The 26,663-nt window shown below is 42.8% G+C and carries 27 protein-coding genes and 1 other RNA gene; 7 read left to right on the top strand and 21 right to left on the bottom strand.

Annotated elements, in window-relative coordinates:
- The first annotated feature begins 12 nt into the window (after nt 1–12).
- The gene (locus tag AM506_RS10295; protein ID WP_060672393.1) at nt 13–150 is read left to right on the top strand and encodes a hypothetical protein; all 138 of its coding nucleotides are present in this window, start codon (nt 13–15) and stop codon (nt 148–150) included.
- Between the two features lie 49 nt (nt 151–199).
- On the opposite strand, the gene AM506_RS10290 is transcribed toward AM506_RS10295, so the two are convergent.
- The 4 genes from AM506_RS10290 to AM506_RS10275 all read right to left on the bottom strand — a co-directional run bounded on the left by AM506_RS10290 (nt 200) and on the right by AM506_RS10275 (nt 5,850).
- Nucleotides 200–1,099 carry a 5'-3' exonuclease H3TH domain-containing protein gene (locus tag AM506_RS10290; protein ID WP_268788386.1) on the bottom strand — a complete coding sequence of 300 codons (900 nt, stop codon included), beginning with the start codon at nt 1,097–1,099 and terminating at the stop codon, nt 200–202.
- A gap of 110 nt (nt 1,100–1,209) precedes the next feature.
- Nucleotides 1,210–2,040, bottom strand: coding sequence for a sulfurtransferase (locus AM506_RS10285; protein ID WP_327205532.1), 831 nt, complete (start codon nt 2,038–2,040; stop codon nt 1,210–1,212).
- Nucleotides 2,037–2,216, bottom strand: a complete 180-nt coding sequence (locus AM506_RS10280) for a hypothetical protein (RefSeq protein WP_060672392.1) — start codon at nt 2,214–2,216, stop codon at nt 2,037–2,039. The genes AM506_RS10285 and AM506_RS10280 overlap by 4 nt, the downstream gene beginning before the upstream one ends.
- A 22-nt stretch (nt 2,217–2,238) precedes the next feature.
- On the bottom strand, nt 2,239–5,850 hold the full coding sequence (locus AM506_RS10275) for a dynamin family protein (protein WP_060672391.1): 3,612 nt from the start codon (nt 5,848–5,850) through the stop codon (nt 2,239–2,241).
- Nucleotides 5,851–6,265: 415 nt separating this feature from the next.
- Between AM506_RS10275 and AM506_RS22760 the strand changes: the two genes are divergently transcribed.
- Nucleotides 6,266–6,553 (top strand): hypothetical protein, encoded by a 288-nt coding sequence (locus tag AM506_RS22760; protein WP_060672390.1) that lies wholly within the window; start codon nt 6,266–6,268, stop codon nt 6,551–6,553.
- 77 nt (nt 6,554–6,630) lie between these two features.
- Here the strand turns inward: AM506_RS22760 and AM506_RS10265 are convergent, their stop codons facing one another.
- Both AM506_RS10265 and AM506_RS10260 read right to left on the bottom strand, forming a co-directional pair.
- Complete coding sequence (locus tag AM506_RS10265; protein ID WP_235576085.1) at nt 6,631–7,200, bottom strand: isoprenylcysteine carboxyl methyltransferase family protein; 570 nt, start codon at nt 7,198–7,200, stop codon at nt 6,631–6,633.
- Nucleotides 7,197–8,267 carry a type III polyketide synthase gene (locus AM506_RS10260; protein ID WP_060672388.1) on the bottom strand — a complete coding sequence of 357 codons (1,071 nt, stop codon included), beginning with the start codon at nt 8,265–8,267 and terminating at the stop codon, nt 7,197–7,199. Before AM506_RS10260 ends, AM506_RS10265 begins: the two co-directional genes overlap by 4 nt.
- 197 nt (nt 8,268–8,464) lie before the next feature.
- On the opposite strand from AM506_RS10260, the gene AM506_RS10255 reads away from it, so the two are divergent.
- The gene (locus AM506_RS10255; protein WP_060672387.1) at nt 8,465–8,914 is read left to right on the top strand and encodes a chemotaxis protein CheX; all 450 of its coding nucleotides are present in this window, start codon (nt 8,465–8,467) and stop codon (nt 8,912–8,914) included.
- A gap of 56 nt (nt 8,915–8,970) precedes the next feature.
- Here the strand turns inward: AM506_RS10255 and AM506_RS10250 are convergent, their stop codons facing one another.
- Nucleotides 8,971–9,741 (bottom strand): SDR family NAD(P)-dependent oxidoreductase, encoded by a 771-nt coding sequence (locus AM506_RS10250; RefSeq protein WP_060672452.1) that lies wholly within the window; start codon nt 9,739–9,741, stop codon nt 8,971–8,973.
- Between the two features lie 571 nt (nt 9,742–10,312).
- Here AM506_RS10250 and AM506_RS10240 point away from each other — a divergent pair.
- On the top strand, nt 10,313–10,789 hold the full coding sequence (locus tag AM506_RS10240) for a cytochrome c oxidase subunit II (RefSeq protein WP_060672386.1): 477 nt from the start codon (nt 10,313–10,315) through the stop codon (nt 10,787–10,789).
- Nucleotides 10,790–12,436 carry a b(o/a)3-type cytochrome-c oxidase subunit 1 gene (locus AM506_RS10235; protein WP_060672385.1) on the top strand — a complete coding sequence of 549 codons (1,647 nt, stop codon included), beginning with the start codon at nt 10,790–10,792 and terminating at the stop codon, nt 12,434–12,436.
- 43 nt (nt 12,437–12,479) lie between these two features.
- Here the strand turns inward: AM506_RS10235 and AM506_RS10230 are convergent, their stop codons facing one another.
- The 11 genes from AM506_RS10230 to AM506_RS10190 form a co-directional block, all read right to left on the bottom strand.
- Nucleotides 12,480–12,947: a GyrI-like domain-containing protein gene (locus tag AM506_RS10230; RefSeq protein ID WP_060672384.1), complete on the bottom strand. Its 468-nt coding sequence runs from the start codon at nt 12,945–12,947 to the stop codon at nt 12,480–12,482.
- An 18-nt stretch (nt 12,948–12,965) separates the two neighbouring features.
- Nucleotides 12,966–14,480 (bottom strand): carboxypeptidase M32, encoded by a 1,515-nt coding sequence (locus AM506_RS10225; RefSeq protein WP_060672383.1) that lies wholly within the window; start codon nt 14,478–14,480, stop codon nt 12,966–12,968.
- 88 nt (nt 14,481–14,568) lie between these two features.
- A complete protein-coding gene (locus AM506_RS10220) occupies nt 14,569–16,494 on the bottom strand; it encodes an ATP-dependent DNA helicase (RefSeq protein ID WP_060672382.1) in 1,926 nt (641 codons plus the stop codon).
- Nucleotides 16,495–16,674: 180 nt separating this feature from the next.
- The gene (locus AM506_RS22755; protein WP_160316867.1) at nt 16,675–16,848 is read right to left on the bottom strand and encodes a hypothetical protein; all 174 of its coding nucleotides are present in this window, start codon (nt 16,846–16,848) and stop codon (nt 16,675–16,677) included.
- A 97-nt stretch (nt 16,849–16,945) separates the two neighbouring features.
- On the bottom strand, nt 16,946–18,082 hold the full coding sequence (locus AM506_RS10215) for a THUMP domain-containing class I SAM-dependent RNA methyltransferase (protein WP_060672381.1): 1,137 nt from the start codon (nt 18,080–18,082) through the stop codon (nt 16,946–16,948).
- A gap of 152 nt (nt 18,083–18,234) precedes the next feature.
- An RNA gene (gene rnpB / locus AM506_RS10210) (RNase P RNA component class B) lies at nt 18,235–18,619 on the bottom strand.
- A 60-nt stretch (nt 18,620–18,679) separates the two neighbouring features.
- Nucleotides 18,680–18,991 carry a cell division regulator GpsB gene (gene gpsB / locus AM506_RS10205; protein WP_034758475.1) on the bottom strand — a complete coding sequence of 104 codons (312 nt, stop codon included), beginning with the start codon at nt 18,989–18,991 and terminating at the stop codon, nt 18,680–18,682.
- Nucleotides 18,992–19,108: 117 nt separating this feature from the next.
- Entirely contained in the window at nt 19,109–19,666 is a 558-nt protein-coding gene (locus tag AM506_RS10200) for a DUF1273 domain-containing protein (protein WP_060672380.1), read from the bottom strand.
- A gap of 252 nt (nt 19,667–19,918) precedes the next feature.
- A complete protein-coding gene (locus AM506_RS22080) occupies nt 19,919–20,179 on the bottom strand; it encodes a CotD family spore coat protein (RefSeq protein WP_268788388.1) in 261 nt (86 codons plus the stop codon).
- Nucleotides 20,180–20,530: 351 nt separating this feature from the next.
- A complete protein-coding gene (locus tag AM506_RS10195) occupies nt 20,531–21,823 on the bottom strand; it encodes a ribonuclease H-like domain-containing protein (RefSeq protein WP_060672379.1) in 1,293 nt (430 codons plus the stop codon).
- Between the two features lie 22 nt (nt 21,824–21,845).
- Entirely contained in the window at nt 21,846–24,110 is a 2,265-nt protein-coding gene (locus tag AM506_RS10190) for a DEAD/DEAH box helicase (RefSeq protein ID WP_060672378.1), read from the bottom strand.
- Between the two features lie 217 nt (nt 24,111–24,327).
- Here AM506_RS10190 and AM506_RS10185 point away from each other — a divergent pair, with 217 nt between their 5' ends.
- Nucleotides 24,328–24,777: an Hsp20/alpha crystallin family protein gene (locus AM506_RS10185; RefSeq protein WP_060672377.1), complete on the top strand. Its 450-nt coding sequence runs from the start codon at nt 24,328–24,330 to the stop codon at nt 24,775–24,777.
- Between the two features lie 38 nt (nt 24,778–24,815).
- Here AM506_RS10185 and AM506_RS10180 read toward each other — a convergent pair whose 3' ends face one another.
- Complete coding sequence (locus tag AM506_RS10180; protein WP_060672376.1) at nt 24,816–25,313, bottom strand: YppG family protein; 498 nt, start codon at nt 25,311–25,313, stop codon at nt 24,816–24,818.
- A 212-nt stretch (nt 25,314–25,525) separates the two neighbouring features.
- Between AM506_RS10180 and yppF the strand changes: the two genes are divergently transcribed.
- A complete protein-coding gene (yppF, locus tag AM506_RS10175; RefSeq protein ID WP_060672375.1) occupies nt 25,526–25,708 on the top strand; it encodes a YppF family protein in 183 nt (60 codons plus the stop codon).
- 25 nt (nt 25,709–25,733) lie between these two features.
- Here yppF and AM506_RS10170 read toward each other — a convergent pair whose 3' ends face one another.
- Both AM506_RS10170 and AM506_RS10165 read right to left on the bottom strand, forming a co-directional pair.
- Complete coding sequence (locus tag AM506_RS10170; RefSeq protein ID WP_152968572.1) at nt 25,734–26,090, bottom strand: YppE family protein; 357 nt, start codon at nt 26,088–26,090, stop codon at nt 25,734–25,736.
- Between the two features lie 70 nt (nt 26,091–26,160).
- On the bottom strand, nt 26,161–26,412 hold the full coding sequence (locus AM506_RS10165; protein WP_060672374.1) for a hypothetical protein: 252 nt from the start codon (nt 26,410–26,412) through the stop codon (nt 26,161–26,163).
- Nucleotides 26,413–26,663 lie beyond the last annotated feature (251 nt).

The following is a 26,663-nucleotide window of genomic DNA, read 5'->3' as shown; positions in this document are numbered from 1 at the left end:
AGGGTCTTATGTATGACTAAAGGCAATAATAAAAACAAAGGGAAAAGCGCCAAAAGCGTAAACCCGCAAGGAATTTCAGAGGATGCTGAATTCGCCATCGAACCGAAAAGCGCTTTAGAAAATGCAGCTAAAAAAAAGAATAAAAAATGATCCACAACAAAAAAGTGTCAGGGCTGGGTTCCTGACACTCCTATCACGTTCAGCTCGAAGCTGCCAACACATTTGAACCTACTAAAAACCCTCTAAGAACTTTTAGCTCCAGTTCGTCCACAAGCGTAAGTGTATCATGTGATACATTATCCCATCTGGCTTCTTCCACTGAAACAGAAAGTGGTACTTCACAATGGATTTCAGCCAGTTTCCTTGAAACATGGAGCATGTCCAGATCTTCCTCAATTTTCTTACGTTGAGAAGGCGTCAATTCATGTAGATTGGCCAGTATACCCGATATATCTTGATATTGTTGAATCAGTTTCATGGCTGTTTTCTCCCCGATCCCTTTTACCCCGGGATATCCGTCACTTGTATCTCCCATCAGTGCTTTCACATCGATGAATTGCTCCGGAGTAATGCCTTTTTCTTCAACAAAGATGTCTTTCGTATACGTCTGATAATTCCCAAAACCTTTTTTCAGCAGCATGATGTCGATGTTGTCATCAAGAAGCTGCAGGAGATCCTGGTCTCCGCTTAGAACGGACACTTTGCGCTCAGAATGATGGAGCTTTGCGAGTGTCCCGATACAATCATCTGCTTCATAGCCAACCACGCCAACATTGGAGAGATTAAATCCTTCGGCCACTTCTTTTGCAAGGTCGAACTGAGGGATCAGTTCAACAGGCGGTGCATTCCGATTCGATTTATAATCGTTGAACACTTCATTACGGAAAGTCTGGCTCCCCATATCCCAGCATACAATGATATGTGTAGGCTTCACATGATCCGCTGCCATCAGGAGGTGCTTCATGAACCCCTGGACCCCATTGGTGGGGAGGCCTTTTGAGTTCATCATGAACTGGCCCGTTACGGCTGTTGCAAAGAAAGATCGAAATAATAATGCCATTCCATCTATTAATAATAAGTGCTCATTTTTATTTTCCAAGTCATCCACTCCTAAACACGTCGTTTCGTACATACCATTTAAAGTATAACATATCAGCATAAATAGCTAATTGGAAAAGTGATGAACCACTTCCAATTAGCTACGCGGCATTATTCTTTATCCACTTTGTGTTCTTCGTATGAAACCCAATCACTATAGCTTCCTACATACAATTTCACATCGGTAAAACCAGCTTCCTTGAGTGCTATGAAGTTTGGGGTTGCTGTTACACCAGATCCACAATAGACAATGACGGGGTCATCTTTTTTAAGCATCGAGAAACGTTCCTTCTGCTCAACGGGTCCAAGGAAATACCCATCATTCATACCTTCCGTCCATGGAAAGTTGATCGCACCAGGAATGTGGCCCGGTATCCGGTCAATCGGTTCTTCCCGACCAGAGAACCGTTCCCTGCTCCTTGAATCAATCAACGGGATGTTCCTATCTCCATCTGCAATACATCGTATCTCATCCACAGTGGCCAACATGTCGTCATTAACGCTCGGACGATAGTTTGTGGGTGGATAATGGGGAACGGTGGACTCCGTCTTTCCGGAACCTTTCTTCCACGCGGCAAATCCACCGTTGAGGATATGGACATTTTCATGCCCGATATAATGGAACAACCACCAGCACCTGCCCGCTAATGCCCCTTCCTTTTCATCATAAATCACGATGGTTGTATGATTATCGATCCCGGCATCCTCTACTTTGCGCAGGAAATTCTTCATATTCGGGAGCGGGTGTCGCCCCCCGTGTTTTTTTGCATACCCGGATAAATCCTTTTCAAGGTCAAAAAAGACGGCACCGGGAATATGGCTTTCATTGTATCTTTCCCGGCCTTCTGCTGGATCCCCTAAAGAAAAACGGCAATCGATGATTCTTACATTCCCATCATCCACGTGTTCACGAAGCCAATCTGCATCTACGAGCACCCTCATGATTTCATCCCCCTCTTTTTCATCAATTTCACCACTTCATCCTTCGGTTCCCAACAGGAAAATTGATAGGTGGTTTTGGTCTCATACCCAAGTCTTGAACAATAATAGGAGGTCTTCTGCTCTTTCTTCACTCCTTGAATGTGAATACAGGTAGCACAGCAATGATAAGGATTCACAGTAAATGTCCTCCTTTTTTCTTTAAACCTGCTCGAGCTTTTTTAAATCCAGCTTCAGCTGATCCAGGTCCTTTACGGTCTCTAGGGCTTCCAGATAGGATGTAATCTGATCGGTCACCTGATTTTCCAGCTCTTCTTTAAGCAACTTGAATTCTTCTTCCAGATAGGTTTGCCCCCACGTGTCCAACCTTGCCAGTTCCTGTGTCAGGTAAGCGTCCGCAGGTTCTTGGAGCAAAGCCTCCAATTTTTCCTGAACCACTTTCTTTCCGCCTTTTTCAAAGAATTGCTTCGGATTCTTGAATGTTGAAAAAGCTTCTTCGAATGGTCGAAGTTCCGTTTGGTTAAATGCACTATCAAATTCGATGGTCGTTTCATTTTTATAATCCATCGGGGATAGGACCAGATCTTGTTCAACCCGCTGGATTTTTTCTTCCAGGGCACCCCATTGATCCCGGAGCTGCTTCTGAATGAACTGCTGAATCCGAAGGGAGGTAGCCCGCATTTCCTGAGCCAGATCAAACCCGATACTTGATAAAAATTCCTTTAACCCTTCACGGATTGCCTGGGATTGGGATGGATATTGGAGAAATAATCCGGAATGAAATGCTTCCTTATAGAAATCCGAGACCCTGAAAAACGCTCTTTGTTTCACATAGTGGACGAGCTCCTTTGACTCCTGCATCATCTCTACTGTAAGTGGTTCTCGAGATACGTTATCAATAAGGGATATAACCTCGGACTTCCGCTCCACCAGTTCCTGCTTCCTTGATTGTTTATACTTCTTTTCACTTGAAGCCGAGTGGAGATATTGCTGAAAACGTTTCAACCCTCTTTCCCACTCACCAGTTGCGGATTCGATACTCATGCTCACTAATTCATTCTGTATGAAGGTTTGGAATTCCTTCTTGAATTCATCCATTCCAGATTGTTGCGAGTCGGTTTCTTTAAGTGCCTGCAGGGATGATACTCCGAAAATCCTTGGAAAACGGATCCCATATTGAATCAATTGATCTTCCACATATTCAATGACTTCCTTTTTTTCCTTTTCATCACTTGCGAGGTCGATGGCGTTGACGACAAAAAACATTTTATCCATTTCGAAGGTGTCTTTCACACGCCCCAATTGAATAAGGAATTCCCTGTCTGCCTTGGCAAACGCATGATTATAATAGGTCACAAAGAGAATCGCATCGGCATTCTTGATATATTCGAAAGCAACACCGGTATGTCGGGCATTGATGGAATCAGCTCCCGGTGTATCGACGAGGGTGATCCCCTGTCTTGTAATATCACAATCGAAATAGAGATCGATCGACTCCACAAAGCAAGCTTTCGCCTCATCTGCTACATATCCTCTATATTCTTCAAGATCGACCTTCCTCTTCCTCCCGAGAATTCCCTTAAATAAAGGATATCCTGTTAAAAAGGCTTGAAGGAAAGAGAGGTGGACATTTTCTTTCCCGCTCCCATCAGTCGATAAATCAGGAATCAGTCCCTTGGCATCTTCCAAGGAAGATGCATGTTGATTAAAGAACGAAAGGGAATGATTGATGTCTGACAATAGCTGTTCATCGGATTTGATTTGTACATGAGCCGTTTCGTGCTCACACCCCTCCGATACCGGATTGATCCTGTTGATGGACGCGGTAGTGGGATTCGGGCTCACCGGAAGTACTTTTCTTCCCAACAGCGCATTGGCAAACGATGATTTACCGGCACTAAAGGCACCGAATAATGCAATCGTAAAGGATTGATTCAAGAGGCGCTCCCTCTTCCCGTCCAATAGATGGGCCATTTTGGCAAACCCTTTGTACTTACTGAATACATTTGCCATCGTTTCTAACCGTTGAATCGCTTCTTCTATTGACGTATCCTGATTCCTTGTGTCAGGTGATCGGTTAATGTCACGTTCCCGACCCGTATCCTCACTACGATCCAGTACAACGTCCGTCGCAAGTGTATAGTTTTCTTCCCTCTCTTTCCATTTCACGGTCCATTCTGAAATAATCTTCTCCGTACGCTTTGGTTCAACTTCAGGTTTGTTCAATTTTCGGATTTGAGCATCCTTCTCTTCATCCAGTGAATTCCATTGATAAATGATGCCTGTTTTTTTCTGAAGCTCCTCCAGTTCTTCCTCCATGCCGGCATGCTCTTCCGGCGAAGAGTGTGCAATTTCGGTTATCAGTGTCTCAATCAACCCGTTTGTTTCATTTCTGGCTTTCCTTTTTAACTCCTCTGAAAGATCATCACAGTACTGAAGTACATAATCACTCGAGACTCCGGCCCCCTGTTTAATTAAACCCACAAGGAAATGATCGTCTACTTCAAGGTTTAATCGATCCCATTCCACGCGTTGATCCGATGAAGGGATAAATTCTTTCACTATGTTTTTCCCGAGTGTCTTTAAGTGCCATTCGAGTTGAGATTCGATCCGGGAATTGATATCGTCTTTGAATTTCTGAAGTCTTACTGCTTTTTCTTCTTCTGTCTTTTGCTTTGAGAACAGGAAGCCGACTCTAAAGTCCTGTTGTCTGCTTTCCAGAAATCCCTTCGCTAATTCTCTTGTTTCAAAAGGCATTAAATAGGCATTTTTAAGGATTTCCCTACGCTCTTCTTCGAAATGATCTTTTATGGAAGTCACATTATTTTTAGCCAGTGTGTCAACAAGCTTTCTTTCTTTTTGAAGAATAGAATCTTTATTTTCCCACTCTTCCTCTGTAAAGAAATCCAGGGCTCTATCCTCGAGTTTTTCAAGCTCTTCCTCATACCATCTCTCATGTTCAGTGCGCAATTGTGATATAGCGGAGATCGCCGAACCTTCGATCAATTCACCCTTCTTTTTTACCTGGCTATCAATCAGTGCTTGCAATTTTTCAAGGTCATTGTAGGGATGGTCGGGATTTTTCAAACTTGTAAAAAACGTCCCATCGGGTACTACACCCCAAGAGGCGAATGAATTCCTGACGCTTTCCTGGAACTGGGTGAAAGACAATTCTTCCTCCTGATGCTTATCGATCTGATTCACAATCAGGTACAATTTGACCCCATGACGCACCATTTCCTTGGTGAACTCAAAATTCACCTGTGATTGGACATGGTTATAATCCATTACATAGAAGACAGCGTCAGCAAGATGAATCGCCGATTCCGTAGACAGCCTGTGGGCATCGTCCGTACTGTCGACTCCCGGGGTATCCAAAACAGAAACCCCTTCAGGCACTTCACTTCTCTTCCGTCCAATTTCCACAGAGTATACATCTTCACCGTTTTTACAAAATTCCTTAATAGTCTCAAAATCATACGGTGCCTTAAAGTATAAAGGCTTGGATTGATGATAATGAATCTTTGCAAAATCCGTTTGTGCATGATGCACCTTCACCAGATTCGCACTGGTTGGAATCGGACTGGACGGCAGGATATCTTCACCCATCAACCGGTTGATCATCGTGGACTTGCCAGCGGAAAAATGGCCGCAAAAGGCAAGGATCAATTCATGATTGTTCAACTTTTCAGCCAAACGTTCAACCTTGGAAGCCCTCTCCCCATCCCCGTTCTGAAGGAAAATGTCGTAGTAAGCCGTAAGCTGTTTTAACGTATTATGTAAATGTGTATTTTTATGTTCAATCTGACTCATAGTCTAATCTAATTCCTTTCTGCACTTAAGAAGAATGATAACGTTTTTATTTTATCGTATTTGAATCAAATTCTCTATGAAATCATATCCGAAAGCGGGATTTAAGAATGATAACAGTATATGCGAAGGAGAAGATGAGGGATAGGGTCAAAAATGATACTACCAATTGACCAAGTCAAGGTTAAACCGGTAATCAGTCCAATCATTATTGACTAACATCCGAAATTACTCAATCTGAACCGAACAAATTATTACAAAGACCTTTATTAGTGTTTTTTTATTCTGAGCTGACAAATATAGAAGCACAGAGTGGATTGGAGCGGAAGGCACTTGACTCCTGCGGGAAATAGAGGAAAAGTCGAGACCCCGCAGGGCAAAGCCCGAGGAGGCTTGACTTCCTCCCCGAGGAAAGCAAGTGCCTGGAGCGAAAAGGAACGGTCCAGTTATAATAGCTGTCATTTTAGAAAAAAAGGCAATAAAAAAAGCCTCTTCCGAAGAAGAAGGCTCTGTTTATCGTGTTGTTTCGGTTGCGATTAAGTTTGATCGAACAAAAGATTTTGAGTTCGTCTGGTATGAAGATATGTTCTTCCGCTGTGCCGGATTCTTCATTACATTAGATAAGACATACTTCATCATGAAGCCATACGCTACTACAGTAAACAATATCAAAAACCATACCATTCTTGTCCCCACCCTTTTGTAAAGATACTTGTACTTGAGAATAATTTTCATCTTCAATTAGAATTTTATCAAAACTGATAATCATTTTCAATAAGAAAATCATTTTTCTTTTTTAAATAGGGGAATCCATCCCTTCGTATTGAGGTGGACCTTCCCATACTCCGTCTCTTCCTTTAAGGCGTGTTCCTCTAGTGGTATTCGGATAGAAAGAATGAATTGGTTTAATAATGCAAAGATGATAAGGGTCCAATAGGCTTGAAAAAGAATTGGAACAATCAGAAACTCTAGCGTTACGATCAGATAGTTCGGGTGCTTCAAATATTTATATGGGCCTTTGGCTACGACTTGAGCCTCCGGGAGGACGATGATTTTAGTGTTCCAATACTTCCCGAGAGAAGCAATCGACCAGATCCTCCCGAGCTGAGTCAGGATAAAACCACCAAGCAATAGCGGCCAATAGTGATTGACCCCGGAGTGAAAGATCCCGCCTTCAATGAGCAGGGAAATGAAAAAGGCAATATGGATGATGACCATCAGCTTATAATGAGACTGTCCGTATTCTTTGGCCCCCCGCTCCTTCATCCACTTTTCATTTGATCTTGCAATGTACAGTTCCACCAGTCTTTGAATCATCAATACCGAGAAAAACAGGACAAAATATAGCATCATTCCCACCTCATCAACAAAAGCTCCGAGCTGAACCCTGGTCCCAAAGCAGTGCCGAGACCGATATCCCCCCGTTCACAGCCTTTTTCCATAAATTCTTTGAGAACATAAAGAATCGTGACGGAGGACATGTTCCCATATTCCTTTAGTACCCTCATCGATTCGGTTGTCATCTTTTCTTCCATCCCTAAAGCATCCCTGTATGCTTCAATTACTTTCTTTCCACCCGGATGGGCCACGAAATGCTTAATGTCCCGTAACTCAACACCGTTCGTTTCAATGAATCCTTCTACATTCGGGCGGAGCCAGTTTTTCACGAGTGTCGGAATATCCTTTGAAAATACGACATATAGTCCATTTTCCTTAACTTCCCATCCCATCACATCCAATGAGTCCTCAAGCAGCGTCGACTGGGTGGCAAAGATCCTTGGTAATGGATACACGACACCCGCCAATAAAGGACTTTCATCCCCGCAAACAAGGGCACATGCCACACCATCAGCGAAAAGGGATGTCCCGATCAAATTGCTCTTTGATCGATCCCCGTGTTGAAAGGTCAATGAACACAGTTCGATTGAAAGAACAAGAACATTTGCCTTCGGAAAGGCTAAGCAGTATTCATACGCCCGCGACAATCCGCTGGCTCCCCCTGCACAACCCAAGCCCCATATAGGAATTCGTTTTATATGGGGAGAAAACGGGAGCCTGTTCATGATTCGAGCTTCCAGACTCGGGGTTGAAAGACCCGATGTTGATATGGTGATGATGGCATCGATATCTTCCAATGTGAGCCCATGACGTGAAAGGCTCTTATGGATCACTTTACTCCCCAATTCTACGGCATGATGGATGAATTCATCGTTCTTTTCCTTAAATGTATGATCTCTGGAAAACCACTCCAGATCCTTCACAAAATAACGACTTTCTATTTCACCGTTTTGAAACACATTAATGAGACGTCCAATATCCCTGAAATTCGAAGAAAACAATTGCTTCGCAAATTCTGCCGCTTCATTTTGCGTGATTTTCACAGGTGGGATTTCAGTTTCAACCGAAAGTATTTTCGGCATGCACGACCACTCCTTACACTTCCATGTAAGGATAGCTTTTCCACATAGACATAAATCATGTATGAAGTATTATTTTTGTTTTATTCAAAAACCTCATCTAAAAATAGTACTTTAGTCGGTATATCGTACGAAAATACCATCCTTTACTCCTAGTTCATATGATATGATTATAGTGACAAAATACTGGAGGATACGACATGATTTTAACTAAAAGTGTCACCGATATACTTAATAGTTCAGTAGAAGCCATTAAAGGCGTCATCCCTTTGAGTGTTAGTGTTTTAAAGCCCTCATTGCTGACAGAGCCGTTTAGTCAGCATAAGATCGGTGTACTCATCGGGTTCACGGGTGACGTTAGGGGAAGAATGATCATTGATGGAGAAGAAGAAAGCTTTCAAGGGTTGGGAGCATCCATGTTTGGAATGCCCCTCGAAGGTGAAATGCTTGAATCTTTCGCGGGAGAACTTGGAAATATGATTGCAGGGAATCTTGCTACCCTCCTCGCACAAGCCGGCCATTCATTAGACATTACACCGCCGACCGTCATTGTGGGGCAATCGAAAATGTATGGTTTTGACAAAGCTTTGAAACTACCGATTTCCATTGAAAATGTCGGCGATTTTTTAGTGATACTGATGATTGAATAGAAGATAGCTAAAAGGCTAACCTTCAGAGCGAGGTTAGCCTTTTATCATGGGAGTATTCAAAAACCATTGATTGTCATCCCACCGTCTACATAAAGGGTTTGTCCGGTAATATAGTTTGAGGCATCCGATGAAAGGAAGACCGCCGGACCCACCAATTCCTCGAGCTCACCGATCCTTTTTAAAGGAGTCACTGCCAGAATATCGTTTACATATTCTTCATCTTGCAGAAGTTCCTTTGTTAAAGGTGTCTTGAAATACCATGGTCCGATACTGTTCACATTAATATTGTACTTTCCCCATTCCATGGCTAACACCTTCGTCATTTGAATCATGGCTGCTTTCGTGGAAGCATAGACAACCCCTGTCCTGAGGGCAACATGGCCGGCTACGGATGCAATGTTAATGATTTTTCCCCGTCTCCTTTCTTTCATATGCCTTCCTACTTCCTGGCTCATCATAAAGGCTGATTTCAAGTTCGTATCCATGATTTTTTGCCATTCATCATCCGTTACCGAAAGCGCCTCTGAACGTATATTCATCCCTGCATTGTTAATTAAGATATCAATGGACAATCCATGATTTTCTATGTAAGTGATCACTTTGTTTATTTCCTCACGTGATGTCACATCTGTCGGGATGATATGAGCCTTCCTTCCAAGCTTCTCGATTACACCTGCCGTTTCTTCTAAATCATCCTTCGTTCTTGACAACAGGACTACATCGGATCCTGATTCCGCTAACCCGATACTAATAGCCCGTCCTATTCCCCGGCCTGCCCCCGTGACAACGGCCAATTTACCTTTCAATGAAAATGAAGGAACAAACAAATTCCCCACCGCCTTTTCTATTATTCGAATCTTCTTTATATTAGCACAGCATGTCTCCAAAGTCTCACCGATGATCCTTTTTCCCCTGCTGATGATGGACCTTGATGTGTATCTTCGCTTCCACCGGCATCTGACATAGAGGACACACCGTTTTATCAGAAAAGATTTGACAGCACTGTTTACAATAATACTTTTCCATTTGATCGTCACCTTCCTCTTCATTCCTACACTCTATGCACCTGGTTCACACAAATGAACACACCCGAATGCCTATTTTTCAATCCCTTCACATTTTCTTCACAAACCACCCTCCAGGTGTGACATTTATCACAGATTCAAAGAAGTGTACCCGCTTATGATTGAAGTAACAAAAGAGTGAATACTTGATGAAAGGAATGAGAGGAATGGGGAAACCGGAATTACATCACAAAACGGAAGTCAAAGTGAAGGAATCCACCTCATTAAAAGGTACATTTACTTCGGTTTTATTTTTAGGAGGTTTTTTAGTCCTTACATGGGTCGGGGTATTCTTGCTATTTCTGAATCGTTTTTAATTTAAGGAGTGATTTATATGCATATGCATCGCTATGAGAAATGGTGGTTAACGCTAGGAACAGGGTCTCTTATCTTATTTTTAATCATATTGGGAATCAGTGCTTTTCACCAGGGGCATCAGCCTCCAAGTGCAAAGGCATACGTCAATCCGGAGCAGGTGGACAAAATGGCTCCGTTTAACGAACCAGGACTTAAAAAAGTGGAAGGAAAGGCTTGGGATTATGAGTTGGTATTTGTAGCCTCGGCTTTTCTTTATACCCCCGGGGAAATTGAAATCCCTAAAGGCTCGACACTGAAAATCACGGCTACAACCAAGGATGTTGTTCATGGGTTTGAAGTCGCAGGTACCAATATCAATATGATGCTTGAACCTGGTTATGTCAGTGAATTTACAACCACACTCGACAAGACTGGAGAGTTCCTCATCGTCTGTAATGAATACTGTGGTGTCGGTCATCACACGATGAAATCTATGTTAAAGGTGGTGGAGTAGATGAAACCATTTGTAAAAATTGATAAAAAGGATGCTACACTGGCCATGGCCCATATTTACGTTGGATTTGCCGCGCTTGCATTAGGGGGGCTTGCCGGCCTGTTACAGGTTTTGGTCCGTTCAGGCAGATTCACTCTCCCTGCAGGAATCGGTTATTATCAAGTATTGACTGTTCACGGGGTCTTACTCGGGTTGGTACTGACGACATTCTTCATACTCGGATTCCAGCATGCTGCCATTTCCAGGACTTCAGGGACTTACTCTGGAAAATCCCGGTTTATGGGGTGGTTGGGATTCTGGGTCATGCTTCTTGGAACGATCATGGCAGCAGTCATGATTCTATTAAATGAAGCTACGGTCCTTTATACATTTTATGCTCCCCTGCAGGCCCATTGGATCTTCTATTTAGGATTGACGTTCGTAGTGGTGGGCAGCTGGCTTGGCGGATCAGGAATGATCATGAAATATATGAGCTGGAGAAAAGAACATCCTGGACAACCGAGTCCTTTGTTAACCTTCATGAGCATCATCAACATCGTCTTATGGATTGTTGCCACTATCGGCGTTGCAGGAACTGTTCTATTTCAGCTCCTCCCCTGGTCCCTTGGCCTGGTGGACAGGGTCGACGTTCTTGTCAGTCGTACCTTGTTCTGGTATTTCGGACATCCACTCGTCTATTTCTGGCTGCTGCCGGCATATATGGCATGGTATGTGATCATTCCGAAAATCATTGGCGGAAAAATATTTTCAGATTCATTGGCACGACTATCCTTTATCCTTTTCCTTCTGTTCTCGATACCGGTCGGTTTTCACCATCAATTGGTGGAGCCGGGAATTGATGCCAATTGGAAGTTCCTGCAGGTAACCCTGACGTTCATGGTAGTCATCCCTTCCCTGATGACAGCATTCTCTTTATTTGCCACTTTTGAAATGTACGGGAGATCCAAGGGAGCTACGGGGTTATTCGGATGGTTCAAGAAGCTGCCATGGGGTGACGCCCGCTTTACAGTACCGTTCATCGGAATGGTTGCTTTCATTCCTGCAGGAGCAGGCGGATTGATCAATGCATCTAATCAAATGAATCAGGTGGTCCATAACACGATTTGGGTCACCGGTCACTTTCATTTAACACTGGCCACATCTGTCGTCTTGACTTTCTTCGGAATTGCTTATTGGCTTGTTCCTCATCTGACGGGGCGTGTCTTAACGAAAGCGATGAACAAATTGGCCATCGTGCAGGCCATCGTATGGGCGGTTGGAATGAGCATCATGTCCGGCGCCATGCACGCGGTTGGTTTACTTGGTGCACCTAGAAGATCTTCCTACTCTACTTATGGGGATGCACCGCAGGCAATCGATTGGATTCCATACCAAATCGCACAGGCGATCGGGGGCACGATCCTTTTCATTGGTATCATTCTCGTTCTATACATCTTTATCAACCTGGCATTCTTCGCTCCCAAAGGAGAGGAGGAATTTCCTGTCGGTGAAACGGCTGAGACAGCCGAAAAAACACCAATGGCTCTCGAGAACTGGAGAATATGGTTAACCATCCTGGCCGCACTCATACTCGTTGCCTACACCGTCCCATTCATCGACATGATTCAAAATGCCCCACCCGCATCGAAGGGGTATCGTATGTGGTAAAAAGAAAAGCGGATGCTGCTTCGATTGAAGCAGCATCCGCTTTCTATTTCTGTTTAATTGGAACAAACAGCTCTAATTTCCTTCTATCTTCCGTTTCGTTGATTTCACGGTCCTGGGAGAGGTACTTCTCGACACTCAGTCTGGAGTAGTCTTTTTCAAACCCGTTTTCTTTAATCCAATTAAAGATGGCGAAATAGGCTTGTTCCACTTCCGTCGACAGACCTTCATATAGTGCGTGTGCGTATTCACCCGCAGGGAGTGACAGTTCCACTAACCCCGGTGGAAGCTTCTCGACACGATCAACCTCAACGGTACAATAGTACGTAAAATCAGTCGCCCTATCATGGAAAGGTGCGTATATGCATTCATCTCCATTTATATGATGAATGGATGGAATCATCTGTTGAAACTTGGTGAATAGTCTCGGGATCTCGGACCCTCTTCCATATGGACCTGTCCAGCCTATCCCAACCAGCAATTTATCCTCTAGTGATGCTACATTAATCTCCATGATTTTTGCCTCCAGTGTCTAATTTAAGGAATATACCTTTGAATACTTCTCCGTTAAATAATCGGCCAAGTATTGGGCATTAAGCCCTTCTCCAGTCACTTCCCTGATGATTTCAAGCGGTTTTTTCATTTTGCCCCATTGATGGACATGCTCAGTCAACCATTCTCTCACGGGAGCAAGATCCCCTTTTTCCAGGAGCTCTTCATAATGAGGAATATCTTCTAACATCGCACGCTTTAATTGTGCAGCATACATATAACCCAGTGCGTATGACGGAAAGTAACCAAAGCTTCCACCGGCCCAATGGACATCCTGGAGGACACCTTCTCCATTATGGGAAGGGCGGATACCTAAGTACTCTTCATATTTCTGATTCCAGATTTCCGGGAGATTCTTCACTTCAATCTCATCATTGAATAATCCTTTTTCAATTTCATAGCGGATGATGATATGCAGGGCATATGTTAATTCATCTGCTTCGATCCTGATCAACGAAGGCTTGGATTCATTGATCGCTCTGTAGAAATCGTCCAATTCAACAGAATCAAACTGTCCCGTTGAATACTCCTTCAATAACGAATAATTTCGCTTCCAGAAAGAATGGTCCCGGCCTACAAAATTCTCGTAAAAAAGGGATTGAGATTCATGGATGCCCATGGATGTTCCCGTACATAGGGGTGTGCCCATCAAATCCTTTGATATGTTCTGTTCATACAGGGCATGTCCACCCTCGTGGATCGTTCCGAAGACGGCTGTTCTCCAATCCTTTTCGTCATATTTAGTTGTTACCCTTACATCCCCAGGGTTCAAACCAATCGCAAACGGATGAACCGTTTCATCCAGTCTTCCTGAATTGAAATCATACCCCATTTGTTCAAGGACTTTTAAACTGAAATCTTTTTGACGTTCCTTTGGGAAATGTTCAAAAAGGAAATCCGTTTTTGGCTTATTTTCTGATTGGGAAATCTTATGTACAAGAGGGACGATTCTATCACGAAGATCACCAAATACCTTATCCAATACATCTACCGTGACACCAGGCTCATACATATCCAATAATGTATTGTATTTATTATCTTCGTATCCCCAATAATCTATGAAGCGTTTTGTGAAAGCCACAAGCTTTTCTAAATAAGGCTTGAACATGTCAAAATCCGCTTTTTCTTTCGCTTCTTCCCATTTACCTTCCGCTTTTGACTGTAATACCACGTATTCCCTGTATTCAGATGCTGGAATCTTTTTATTTCGATCATACTCTTTTTGACACTCTTCTATTAGTTTTTGTGTCATGGGATCCAGTTGATCCGTCTCTTGAGATAGTTTCGCTAAGTAAGCGGCCATTTCATTGGAAGTGGACATCTCGAAGAGTTCAGAGGAAAGCATCCCGATTACTTCTGATCGTTGTTCTGCGCCGTTTTTTGGAGCGCCTGTACGCAAATCCCAGAACATCAAACCAAGCGCTTCGTTGTAAGCCGACATCTTTTTAACATATTCATGAAATTGATCTTTTGTCTCTAGTACTGATTCTTTCATTTAAAAAGCCCCCTTTTTTTTAACATTCAATCTATTTTATCATATTACAAAAAAACCGCCCAATAAGGCGGTTTTCAACTTCAATTGACTAGGCGTTCAATACTTCAATCCCAACGGGTAAAACGGACTCTACCAATTCTCTATATGAGGTTTCGTCATCATTCAAAAGAACGTGGATGCTCCCCTTGTCGTCACTTGTCCGAATCAGACGTCCGATTCCCTGCCTCAAGCGAAGGATCATGTAAGGAAGATCCACTTCTTCCACGGAATCGGTGGCATGTTTTCGTTTCGCATCAAAGACGGGGTCTTTTGGCGGGAATGGCAGTGAGTATATGATCACTTGTGATAGGGACTCCCCTGGCACATCCAATCCTTCCCACAGGTGATAGGAACAAAGGACCGTAGACGTTTCCTGCTGGAACTGTTCTACCGTATCACTTATCTCACGGTCACCTTCATATATGACACTCCAGTTTTGATCCGCCTGTTGATTCTGATACGACCTAAAGGCGTTCATCTCATCCTTGGATGTGAAAAGAATCAATGATTTCCCTTGATTACTCTGTAATTTATCCCAAACATATTGATTTTTCGAATGGATACCTGAATTCAAAGAATGGATATGTGCTTTCATCATCTCTTCATATTCATAAGGAGATTCCACTGAAAATTTCTCATATTTCTCAATCCCCAGCGATCGTGACACATAAGAAAAGTCCCCGTTATAGGATAGGGTTGCAGAAGAGAAGATAAATGGTATATTTTGATTGAACACGTGTTCTTTCAGGATTTCCTCCACTAATCTCGGCATTACCACAAAGGTGTGTTCTTCCTCTGAAGTTTCCAACCAGTAGATTCCTTTTTCATCATCTATAAACAGCTTCAATGAATACTGAATCTGCTCCAGATATTCTTCCACTACTTTCAACAGGTAATCATCCATAACATACATTTCACTTTCAAAAACGAGTTCATTCAGCAGGTTCTCGATTTTTTCCGTAAGAGACCTGGCCTGTTGTAAAATCGCTTGTGAACGCAGGATGTACTGCCTATCGGATCCAGATTCCCCTTTGGATTCTTTCTCAAGAAGCTCGAACCACTTTTCATTGTCGAGCATGATATCTTCAATGATATAAAGGGTCTCCTCCCTCATATCAGATGATGACAGCTTTTCCAACAGTCCTTCAAGTGTCTCCATCCTCATCCGGTAGGTCATCGCTTTCTGTGAAGCAAATTCCAACAGGTGGCCTTCATCAAAGACGACTGAACTTGCTTCCGGAAGAAGAGGCAGCTGACCTTCCCGTTTTCTGCTGTCTTTCGTCCAGATATGTTCCATATAAAAGTCATGGGAACAGATGATCAAGTCAGCCGCATTCCGGTAGTGCTCACGATGAAGCGTAAGTCCGCAGCGATGGCGATAGGCGCAGGACATGCAGTCCTGAAGGGAGTCCCAGCCTACAGAATTCCATGCTTCATCTGACAACCCGGCATATTCTTTGCGATCCCCGTAATGACTGAAGCTTCTCATGGAGGAATTATCATGGACGAAGCCCGGCAGTTCTTCCCACATATCCTGATAGATGTCATTTTGAGACGCATTTTCTTCTAATTTCTTGATACACAGATATTGCTCCCTTGACTTTGCCAGACGAACATCTATGTCTAAATCGAGGGCATTCTCAAGCTTCTCAATATCCCCTTCTTTTTTGACGATCTGCTCGATGAGGGTTTCATCCGCACAGGCGATGATGGCAGGCTTTCCCGTATACCTTGCATATGATAGGGCATATAAAAGATACACAAGGGTCTTACCGGTACCAACACCCGCTTCTGCAAACATGACCTGCTTATTCTTATACGCCTGATTGAGCTGAAAGGCCATGAAGACCTGTTCATCCCGAAGATCAAAACCCTTATCTGGCAGTACATCATAAAAAACATCCCCGACCCAATCGGATAATGCTTCATAAAAGGATTGCTCCTTGGTTAATTCAAATGGTAATTTCCTTCTCATATGGACCTCCTGCGTAACGCAATATTTCTAATTTACTAGAATTCTTTCTGATTGAAAAGGGATAATCGATATTTTATTTCACGAGCTCTGGATCCTTCTACAACCAAAAGAAAAGAGACTCTCCATACAAAGGGTGAGTCTACCAGTTGTATGGATGTCCCTAGCTTTTCGAGAGTGCACTCAGTCGTATATTCTCTTTTTTTTCAATAATTCATATTGAAATGCCTGATCCAGGTTTTTTGAGGCTTCATGGAGGTTCATTTGTACGGCCTCCGCTTCTTCACCTGAAATGGAAGAAATAGAGCTTTGTAATGCCTGATAGATTTTGTGGAAATCGATGAAAGAATGGTCCATCCTCTTTCACTCCTCTAAAAATGATAGAACTATTATACGCAGGAAGTGAGAGGGTTATTCTGAACTTCAACATCTTTTTCCACTAATCTGATGATTATCACTTTCTTGGCGGACGTGGCCCGAAGAATTGATAATAGTCTGTCCGGATGAATCCATTGAACAATTTCCGTTTTTTTGTAGCCTGTTTTCCGTAGCATTGTTCAAAGTTCTCATGGGAAGTCAGCATGTATACAGACCATGTATCCAGTTTTTCAAAGGCCCTTCCCATTTCTTGATACATCTTCTCTACTTCTTTACGTTCACCCAAACGTTCTCCGTATGGAGGATTTCCGACGATGATGCCATATTCCAATTCCGAAGTAAAATCCCGGACTTGCATTTGCTTGAATTTCACCAGATCGCCAAGCCCCGCTTCAAGTGCATTCTCTTTCGATATTTCAATCATTCGGTGATCGATGTCCGTACCGAGTATTTCAAGTGGCTGGTCATAGTTAGCCAAATCCTCGGCTTCCAAACGTGTTTTCTCCCACACACCGGCAGGCATCAACGGCCACTCCTCTGACAGAAATTCACGATTGAAGCCAGGAGCAATATTTTGTCCGATCAACGCAGCTTCGATGGCAATCGTCCCGGACCCGCAGAATGGATCCACAAAAGGACGGTCAGGATTCCAGGTGGTTAATTGAATCAGGGCAGCTGCGAGAGTTTCCTTTAAAGGCGCTTCACCTTGTCCGATTCTATACCCGCGTTTATGGAGGCCTTGACCGCTTGTATCGAGGGTGATGCTCGCCACATCTTTGTGGATGGCTACCTCGATCTTGAATAGAGGACCGGTTTCGTCCAGCCATGAGGTTCGCTTGTAAGCGGTACGCAGCCGTTCTACAATCGCTTTTTTCACGATTGCCTGACAGTCAGGGACACTATAAAGTTTTGATTTAACGGATTTCCCCTGCACAGGGAACTCTGCGTCTACAGGGAGAAAGTCCTCCCACGGAAGCTTCTTTGTATTTTCAAATAATTCATCGAAGGAATAAGCCTTGAAATCACCTACAAGGATTTTGATCCTGTCAGCGGTCCTAAGCCACATATTGGCCCGTGCAATGGCCGTTTCATCTCCCTTGAAGATGACCTTTCCATTTTCGACCTGACATTCATACCCCAAATCCTTCACTTCTTTGGCAACGATGGATTCTAAACCCATGGCAGCCGTTGCGATCAATGTATATGTACTCATCTTTGTCACCCCGTTCATAAATATGCCTATATCGATAGTATGGTCCTGTTTCCTATAAAATAAAAAGGACTGATACAAAAGAGCAGTGTATTACCTGCATGTATCAGTCACTTGCATTATTTAATCCATATTGCTCTTATCCCGTAACAGTGTCCTGTAAGCCATGTTTTGTTCCGTTGTACTGCAGGCGACTGTTCGTCTCGTACTCGGGTGGTAATCATCTATCTACAAAGGAAATCCCTTTGTCCCTCTCTTCGTTCAATTCCTTTGAGAGGGTTCCCCTACCAAATTTGGGTTTCTCGCTCGTGGGGTTTACCTCGTTCCACTCCTGCCATTTCTAACAGGACTTCGTCACTGTGGCACTTTCAAAGTAGTCACACCATATCCGTAAAGGACGTAGGTGTTTTCCCTGCCGTCAGCCCGGGTTGGACTGCCCTAGCTTATGAATTGGCTAGGCACGAACACTACGTGCATCTCAGCACCGTGCGAGCATGGACTTTCCTCTACAACGAATCGTTGCAGCGATTACCCAAACACTATTAAGGATCAGCAATACCTAATTATACGGTAAATCCCCCAATTATTCAACTGGAAATATCAGTCGTATAATTTGTTACCAAAAACGTGTTTCTCTAAATTCGATAAACGCTTTAAAATATCGAAATTCGTAGTCCCGGTCTGTTGAGGGGGAGCAGCTGAACGCTGTTGCTTCAGAGCACCCTCTGCCTGCTTTTTGAGTCGCAGGTTTTCCTGCTGTAAGTCTTCTATCTCCTGATGAAAGGTTTCATAATCTTTAATAATCAAATCTAAAAATTTATCGACATCTTCCGGCTTATACCCTCGCATTCCACTTTTGAACTCTTTCTCGAGAATATCCTTTGCCGTTAACTTCACTTTATCTGAGATCATTCTATTCACCTCTATATTTATCAATATCATTTTTTCAAATAACCATCAATTTGTCAATCGCATTTCATACTTCAGTGATTCCAATACCTCTGAAAAGCCCGTTAAGTCACGAAATCTTCAGTCTGTCTTCCACTGTTCCTCTTCAACGATCCACTGTAAATCATGGAAGCTGATTGCCCTGAGATCAAATGAAGGATCGGACTGTTTCTTTTTTTTCGCTTCTTCATAAAAATATTTGGGCGAACCTTCTTTTTCCTCATCATATAGAATCACACACGAATGGCTTTTGTGCAAAAATAATTGATTCTTGTTGCGAAACTGCTGAGGATTCTTATAAGGGTCTTTCGAGATGGTTTCGACAAAATCGGCTTGAGAAAGAATCAGTTCATAGTATTCCTTATTCTGTTCGTTCCAGTTTTCCTCCTGAGAAATAAAAGGGGTCAGAACAGCCAGTTTAAGATCGGCGTAATCTTCCTGAAGTTCAAATACAACTTCTGCTCCCCACAGCTCTACACCAAGCTGCCCGCTGATGAGCACCCATTCCAATCCTTCATCGAGGAGAGATACCAGTTCTTTCTTCAATGCTTGCTTTATGTAATGAACCGCTTTGTCATCCTGCTTAAAAATTCCTAATTCAAAGGATTTATATCCAGTAATGCATGCAACTTTCCCCACATGGAAAACCCCTTTAATAATCTTTGGGCACCTTCGATTCTCTTTACTAGCGTACCCCAAACTTTCTCACTCTATTGTATCATATTTCACTGATTTCTGAGACGGGGAAATAACCATGTTGCGATTTCCCATCAGAAAAAGAAGAGATGACTCCATAAAAGACTGCGCTCTCCTTAGGAAAGTGATACAGTGCAGGGCACTGTATCACTGAATCCAGTCTTTAGAGTCATCCCTCTGACATCATTGATTTTATTATCTTCCCATACCGTATGGTCCGAATGGTGGTCTTGGACGAGGTCCGAATCCCGGGCCACCTGGTCCTTGAGGTCCCCCTGGTCCGCCACCACAATTAAACTGTTGGTGTGACACACTGTCTACTTGTGATTGTGTATGTGGGAAATAATGTTTATGTTGATACATAACATTATTCACATTGGTTGTGTGTGTCGGGTGAATATGAGGCACCTCATAGGTAGTCATGTTGTGATTCACACAACATTTTGTCGGGTGCATAACTGCAGGAAGCACTTGATTAGGTCTTGGTCTACAATACATCGTAACGCTCTCCTTTCATCTCTTGGTTGCTACATTAATAGCCTATGAAATAGAGAGGGTACATGTACTAATGAAAATACCTATTTTTAGGAAGTTATTTTCGAAGGCTTACATTAAGCTATATAAACTTTGTGAATAATTGGTAAAAACAAAGGCTGTTAAACCAATGACGACAAAGAACAAAATTAAGATTGCACGGTTCATTTCATCATTCCTTTTTTAGTTAAAAATTTTCAACACAATTATTCATTTTACATCTACTTTAGAAAATTCTCAATATAAAAATAAGGAGATGGAACCACTTTCTCACTATAAATTTTTCTCTTTGCTCCTCCGGGAAAGAAAACCTGTATTTTTGTCTAATTTATCCTCTATCCGTGACTTGCGATGATTCAGATTCCCTATTATTTTGAGGTGCTTATCTTTCGTTTCCACCGTTTCATCAGTCAAGGCCAAAAGTCGATTGCACATCTCCAGAGCCCGCTCTAGGTCTTTCGTTTTGTGCTCATACAATTTTGCCAATTCCAACAGAACAGCTTTCCGTATGGGAACAGGTGCATTTTTATGGATGCCTTCCCACAACTCAATTGCCTTTTCCTCCTGCTTTTCTTTTTTATATTGAAGGGCAAGCTGATGTACTGCCTTAAAGTTTGGGTCATGATCCTCTTTAATGATTTCCTCGTAGCGTTCCCTCGCTATTTTCCTGTTACCTGTATATTCGAGCCATCTGCCGACTTCGAACCGTTCATGCCCGGTCGCCTTTTCATGAACGTTCAGGAGTTGGAACGTCAGGTGAGTATAAAGCGTGATGAGGGATAAGATATCCAGTTCGTTGTGGGTCATGACCTTGAAGATACCTTCAGGATCTTTTCGCTCGATATAATCGAAATAAATCATCGGAGCAAGGTACCCGGGTACATCATCTACTCTATTAAACCCAAGGATATTCCGTTCGACGTTTATGAGCTTGACGGAGTCCAATTTATGTTTAAAGAGTCTTCTGGAACCGTGGTAAAGGTCGAAATGGCCAAATGCAGGCAGTTTTGGTACATGGTCTTTAATAAGGGTATGCCTTGTCTTGACCTGAGGCCAATCAAATGCCTTTCCGTTGTACGTGACAAGCGTATTGTAATCTACATTGCTCAAGAAGCTGTGATACAAAGGGATCTCACTTCCCGGCTGTGGCAGGAAGTGCTGGGTCACGATCACTTCTGTATCCGTTACCCTGCCATGTCCCAATAGAAAGATGGTATTTCCTACCCCTCCGCCGAGTCCGGTCGTTTCCGTATCGAAAAAAAACAAATCTTCATGGTGAAGCCCCTTAGAAGACAAGGGATGATCGCCTGTAAACCCCTGCCATGCCTCTACGGCTTTTATAAAATCTTTAAACGTGTAATCACCATGTTGGTGATGAATGGGATAACGCTTTTCCTTTACCAGGCAGAAATCATCATCAATATAATACGCAGTCGTTCCATTTTCTTTCCATAGATCCCAAAAAGGCAGATCCGATGAATGGTCTTCCGATTGCGCTGCAGGCTCCCCTTCCTCTTCCCGGATAATATGCTTTTTCATTCTTGTTAATTTATTTTTCAAAGACATCCCGGTTCCCTCCTTCCATTTTTCATTGAAGGAACTGACGAAGAAGTTTCAATGAATCGAGTTTGGCAGTCTCCATAGAATGCTCCATACCGATGCAGGACGGACAGCCGTTTTGACATGGACATCGTTCAATCATGGAAGATGTCTCAAGAAGAATCTTCTCTATCTGTTCATATACTTTTTCACTGAGTCCGATTCCGCCGGGATACCGGTCGTAAATAAAGATGGTGGGCAGCTCATTATGGGCGGCCTTGATTTGTGGCACAACGAAAATGTCGCTTGGGTCACACATGACAAATAGAGGGATGATCGATTTCAGGCTTTGGGAAACCCCGATAAGCCCCTCTTCAAGTCGTTCCTGACTGAAAGCGGCCGCGTCTTTTAACGATATCCAGCTTGAGCTCGTATGGAGCTCTTCTTCAGGAAGATGAATCGGTCCTGAACCGATATTTTCATGGGTGTCGAATTTTATTTTCTTGAATATCGTGGCCATCGCTTGAACGGTTACATCCCCGTACGCCACATCGAACATGTCCGATTCTCTCATTTTGTCGGTTTCAAGTACCCTTAATTGTACAGCTAGATTGGCATCCGTAAAATAATCGACATCGACCTCTCGTACAAACGCCTTCTTTTCTTCCCAATCGAGCTTTTCAACCTGAAACTGAACACCCTGATGTAAATATATCGCTTCATCATGCAATAACGTCATGGCAGAGAAACGGTCCATTTCCCCAATGACCTTCACGGATGAAATATCGGTTTGATCGATGATGATGACATTCTCCTGTGACGCCGAGCGAAGGCTGATGTTATGTGCCGGGAAAACATCGTTCATCCAATACCACTTATCACCATTTTTATGAACGACCCGCTCTTCTACGAGAAATTCCAGTATATCTTCCATTTCATGTCTTCCAAATTGCTCCCCTTCCCTGAATGGGAGCTCGTAAGCCGCACACTTGATATGATCAATGAGAATGATTAAATTATCAGGATTGATCCGCGCGGTTTCAGGGGTCTGCTCAAAGAAATAATCGGGATGTTCGATGATGAATTGATCCAGTGGACTGGAGCTCGCCACCATGATGACCAAGGACTCCCCATGTCTTCTTCCCGCTCTTCCTGCCTGCTGCCAGGCGCTTGCGATCGTCCCGGGATATCCAGTCATGATGCATACTTGCAATTGTCCGATATCGACACCTAATTCAAGGGCATTTGTGCTGACAACCCCGTATATGTCACCCTGCCTTAAGCCTTTCTCAATTTCCCTTCGCTGGGTGGGAAGGTACCCGCCCCGATAACCCCTGATGGATTTCGGACCTAATTGACCTTTCACCAACTCCTGTAAGTACGTAAGAATGATTTCCACCCTTACCCTGCTTCTCGCAAATATGATGGTTTGCACCTTATTTTTCAATAGTTCGCCAGCGATCCTCCTCACCTCGAGCGTCGCGCTCCGTCGGATATTGAGAGGTTTATTGACGATGGGTGGATTGTAGAAGACGAAATGTTTCTTTGCACTTGGCGCCCCGTTATTCTCTATTAAATTCATTTCCGTTCCCGTCAATTGCTCCGCCAGTTCTTTTGGGTTGGCGATCGTTGCAGATGTACAGATGAATACGGGTGAGGCCCCATAGAATTCACAAATGCGTTTCAATCTTCTGATCACATTGCTGACATGGGAGCCAAACACCCCTCTATATATATGAAGTTCATCGATAATGACATATTTCAGGTTCTCAAATAGGGACACCCACTTCGTATGATGAGGGAGGATAGCTGAATGCAGCATATCAGGATTCGTGATGACGATATGCCCCGCTTTCCTCACCTTTTGACGGATATTTGCAGACGTGTCACCGTCATATGTATAGCTGTTGATGGAAACCTCGGCTTCTGCGATGATTTCGTTCAGCTCACTCTTCTGATCCTGTGCAAGTGCCTTCGTTGGGAAAATGTATAAGGCACGGGAATCAGGATTATTCAAAATGGTTTGAAGCACAGGGAGATTATAGCAAAGCGTCTTACCGGAAGCGGTTGGTGTGACGGCCGTGAAGCTTTTCCCTTCCATTGCCAGCTGGAAAGCTGAATGTTGATGGGTATAAAGCTTTTCCATCCCTCTCTTGTGCAATGCTTCTTTAATTCTTTCATCTATTTCAAATGGCAATTCTACCAATTGGGCAGGTTTTTCATCAATGGTATGCCAATGAATTATCTGTTTATTGAAATCCGGATCGTTCTTAAAATATTCAATCAACTGCTGAAGGTTATTTCTCTTGAACACCTCTATCACCTCTACTACTCATTTTACCGAATCTATGTTCGAAACTAAAGTAAAAAAACCACCTTTCCATATTCATCCTTTTTCAAAAAAATGAAAGAGCTGAGCGAAGAGTCACTCTCCCCCCTTTTTTATCGATTGGTTTCATAGGACAAATGCACATTTTCTTTAGTCGGACATAGGCTAGTATGAATACGTTTCTTGTGAAAGGAGCATCCCCATGTCCAAGGATTCAAACAAAGGCGGTTTTGGTGACCTGATGCATACCATGAATGAATTCTTTCATGAAAGGCCGATGAAAGGAATGTTACAAAGTATCGATGAATTCTTCACGTCCTCTGCGAACCCTTTTGGTTCATTCCCGGTTGAACTGACTGAACTAGATGATCATTATCTCGTCACTGCGGAACTTCCCGGTGTAAATAAAGAGCAAATACAACTCGATGTGTTCCCACAGTACATCACGATTTCAGTGACCCATAAAGAAATATATTCAGAAGAAAATGAAAAGCACCAGACAATCAAAAGGAAGCAATCCATGAGAAAAAGCAGTAGAACTGTTTCATTTCCAAGGCTTGTTAATGAAAAGAATGTGAAGGCTTCTTATAAAGATGGTTTATTAACAGTAAAAGTGAACAAGGAATCAGGGAAGCGAATACCAATTGAATAAATGAAAAAGGAGCTGCGGGAGTGCAGCTCCTTTTTGGTCTAGAATTTAAATATCCCGCCTAAGCCTTTTACAAGAGAGGAAACCTGATTGATGGCACCCATCATTTGTCCTGTCGTATTCATCATTTTGTTGAAATCCAACGATCCGTCCTGCGACTTAAAGGAGTTCATGATCCCGCTTACCCCACCTGAAGAAGGTTTCGCCATAAAAGAGGCTTTCGGGTAGGGATTCGCGTATGACTGCTGTTCCATCGCTTTCATTTGATATGGATTGTATTCTTTGTGCTGAAGAGGATTTTCAAAATATGGATTCATCTGCTGAGGTTGATTCATCTGCTGATATTGGTTTATCTGCCCCCCGCCACCTGTGAATGGTCCATCCGGCTGTGGTAAATAATTGGGTTGATAAGGTCCATAATTCGGCGGTCTCATCCCGTGTAAAGGATAGTTCACCAACGGAACCATATTCTGAGTCTGAGAATGGTGATATGGGTATGGCTGATATCGCATCTGTCTCGAATAAGGTGAAGAATTCATACTTAGCCCCCCTACTGTTCGTGGTTACTATACTTTATGTACATACGGAAAAATGGTGAAAGAACCCATTAAGATCTTTCGACAACCCCTGAGAAAATTGTCGGAAGTTACACTATTCTTACAACTTAAAGAAAGGGTTTTCTATGATAGGATGAAGGTAGATAGAGAGCTATCATCATTCATATGAAATATGTGTATTGGGAGGAATCAAGATGGACCTTAACGAATTGCTGAAAAGATATGAAAGCAATAAACAGTATCAAGCAACCGACCAACAAGAACTTCTTACACTGGCTAAAAAACTTTATATTTCAAATGAAATCTCCTTTCATCACTACAAAGGGTTAGCGAAAGAGATCAATACACTAGAAGAAAACGCGATTTCAACTCCATAAGAAAGAGGCTGCCAAGGGCAGCCTCTTATTTTTCTTTCAGTTCATCGAGCTCTGTTCCAAGAACGTACGAAACAGATTGGTAATGGCTGATGAACCGGTTGTAACTGGACTCAGGAAAGAAGCAATGGACCGATAACATTTCAATATTGTCGAAAGTATTGATAATCTGAGGAAAATGGATATGCTTCGGTTTACACTCTTTAATCCAATTCAGGGACAAGTCCTTCCAGCGATCATTCTTTTCTTTTACTTCATCAGCAAAGGGCTTCACTTCACTGTAAAATTCCCCTTTTTCACCTGACTCGCGCCTGCTTTTATATTCATTCATCATCCTCTCGACCAGTACGAGAAGCTCTTCAGTTACTTCTTTCAATTCCTTCAAAAAAAGCCCTCCATGAAAAATCTAGACAAAAAATAAAAGTAGCACCATGCTACTTTCTTATAAAATCAGTTTAAGACGTCTTAAAGGATAATTCAAGTTTTTGTAAGACATAGGACTTTTCTCTATTCTTAAGGATGGATTTTGATCCTGTGTTTCTTTCCACAGAGCTTAAGTGATTGTCCATTTTCTGTATCTGATCGGATAGGGTACTCAATCCTTCATGCTCTTCAACTGAGATTCGGTCATGCAGGCTCTGTTCTAATTGATTGAGGCTCTCTTCGATTTCAGCTAACTTTAACATAATATCTTGTTTTGGAAGCATGTGAATCCTCCCACCTTTTTTTTGGATTAATACAGTAATTCTCCGTCCGCATTCCTTTCCCTTCCCCCCTGACAAAACTAGAAGCGTTTCGCCAAAGAAAGTGCAAAAAGGACATGCAGAAAATGATGTTTCGACAGCTCCTGAATAAAAGGTACCAAAACTCAAAATACTATGGGTGGAGGTGTTACTCAATGAAAAATCCTAAAAACAAACAAAGCAAACAACAAACAGCCGAAACCAAAGCATCCAAA

Source organism: Rossellomorea vietnamensis, assembly GCF_001305855.1.
GTDB lineage: Bacteria > Bacillota > Bacilli > Bacillales > Bacillaceae_B > Rossellomorea > Rossellomorea vietnamensis_A.
Note: the sequence above shows the minus strand (reverse complement) of the source record. Positions and strands in the feature narration are given on the sequence as shown.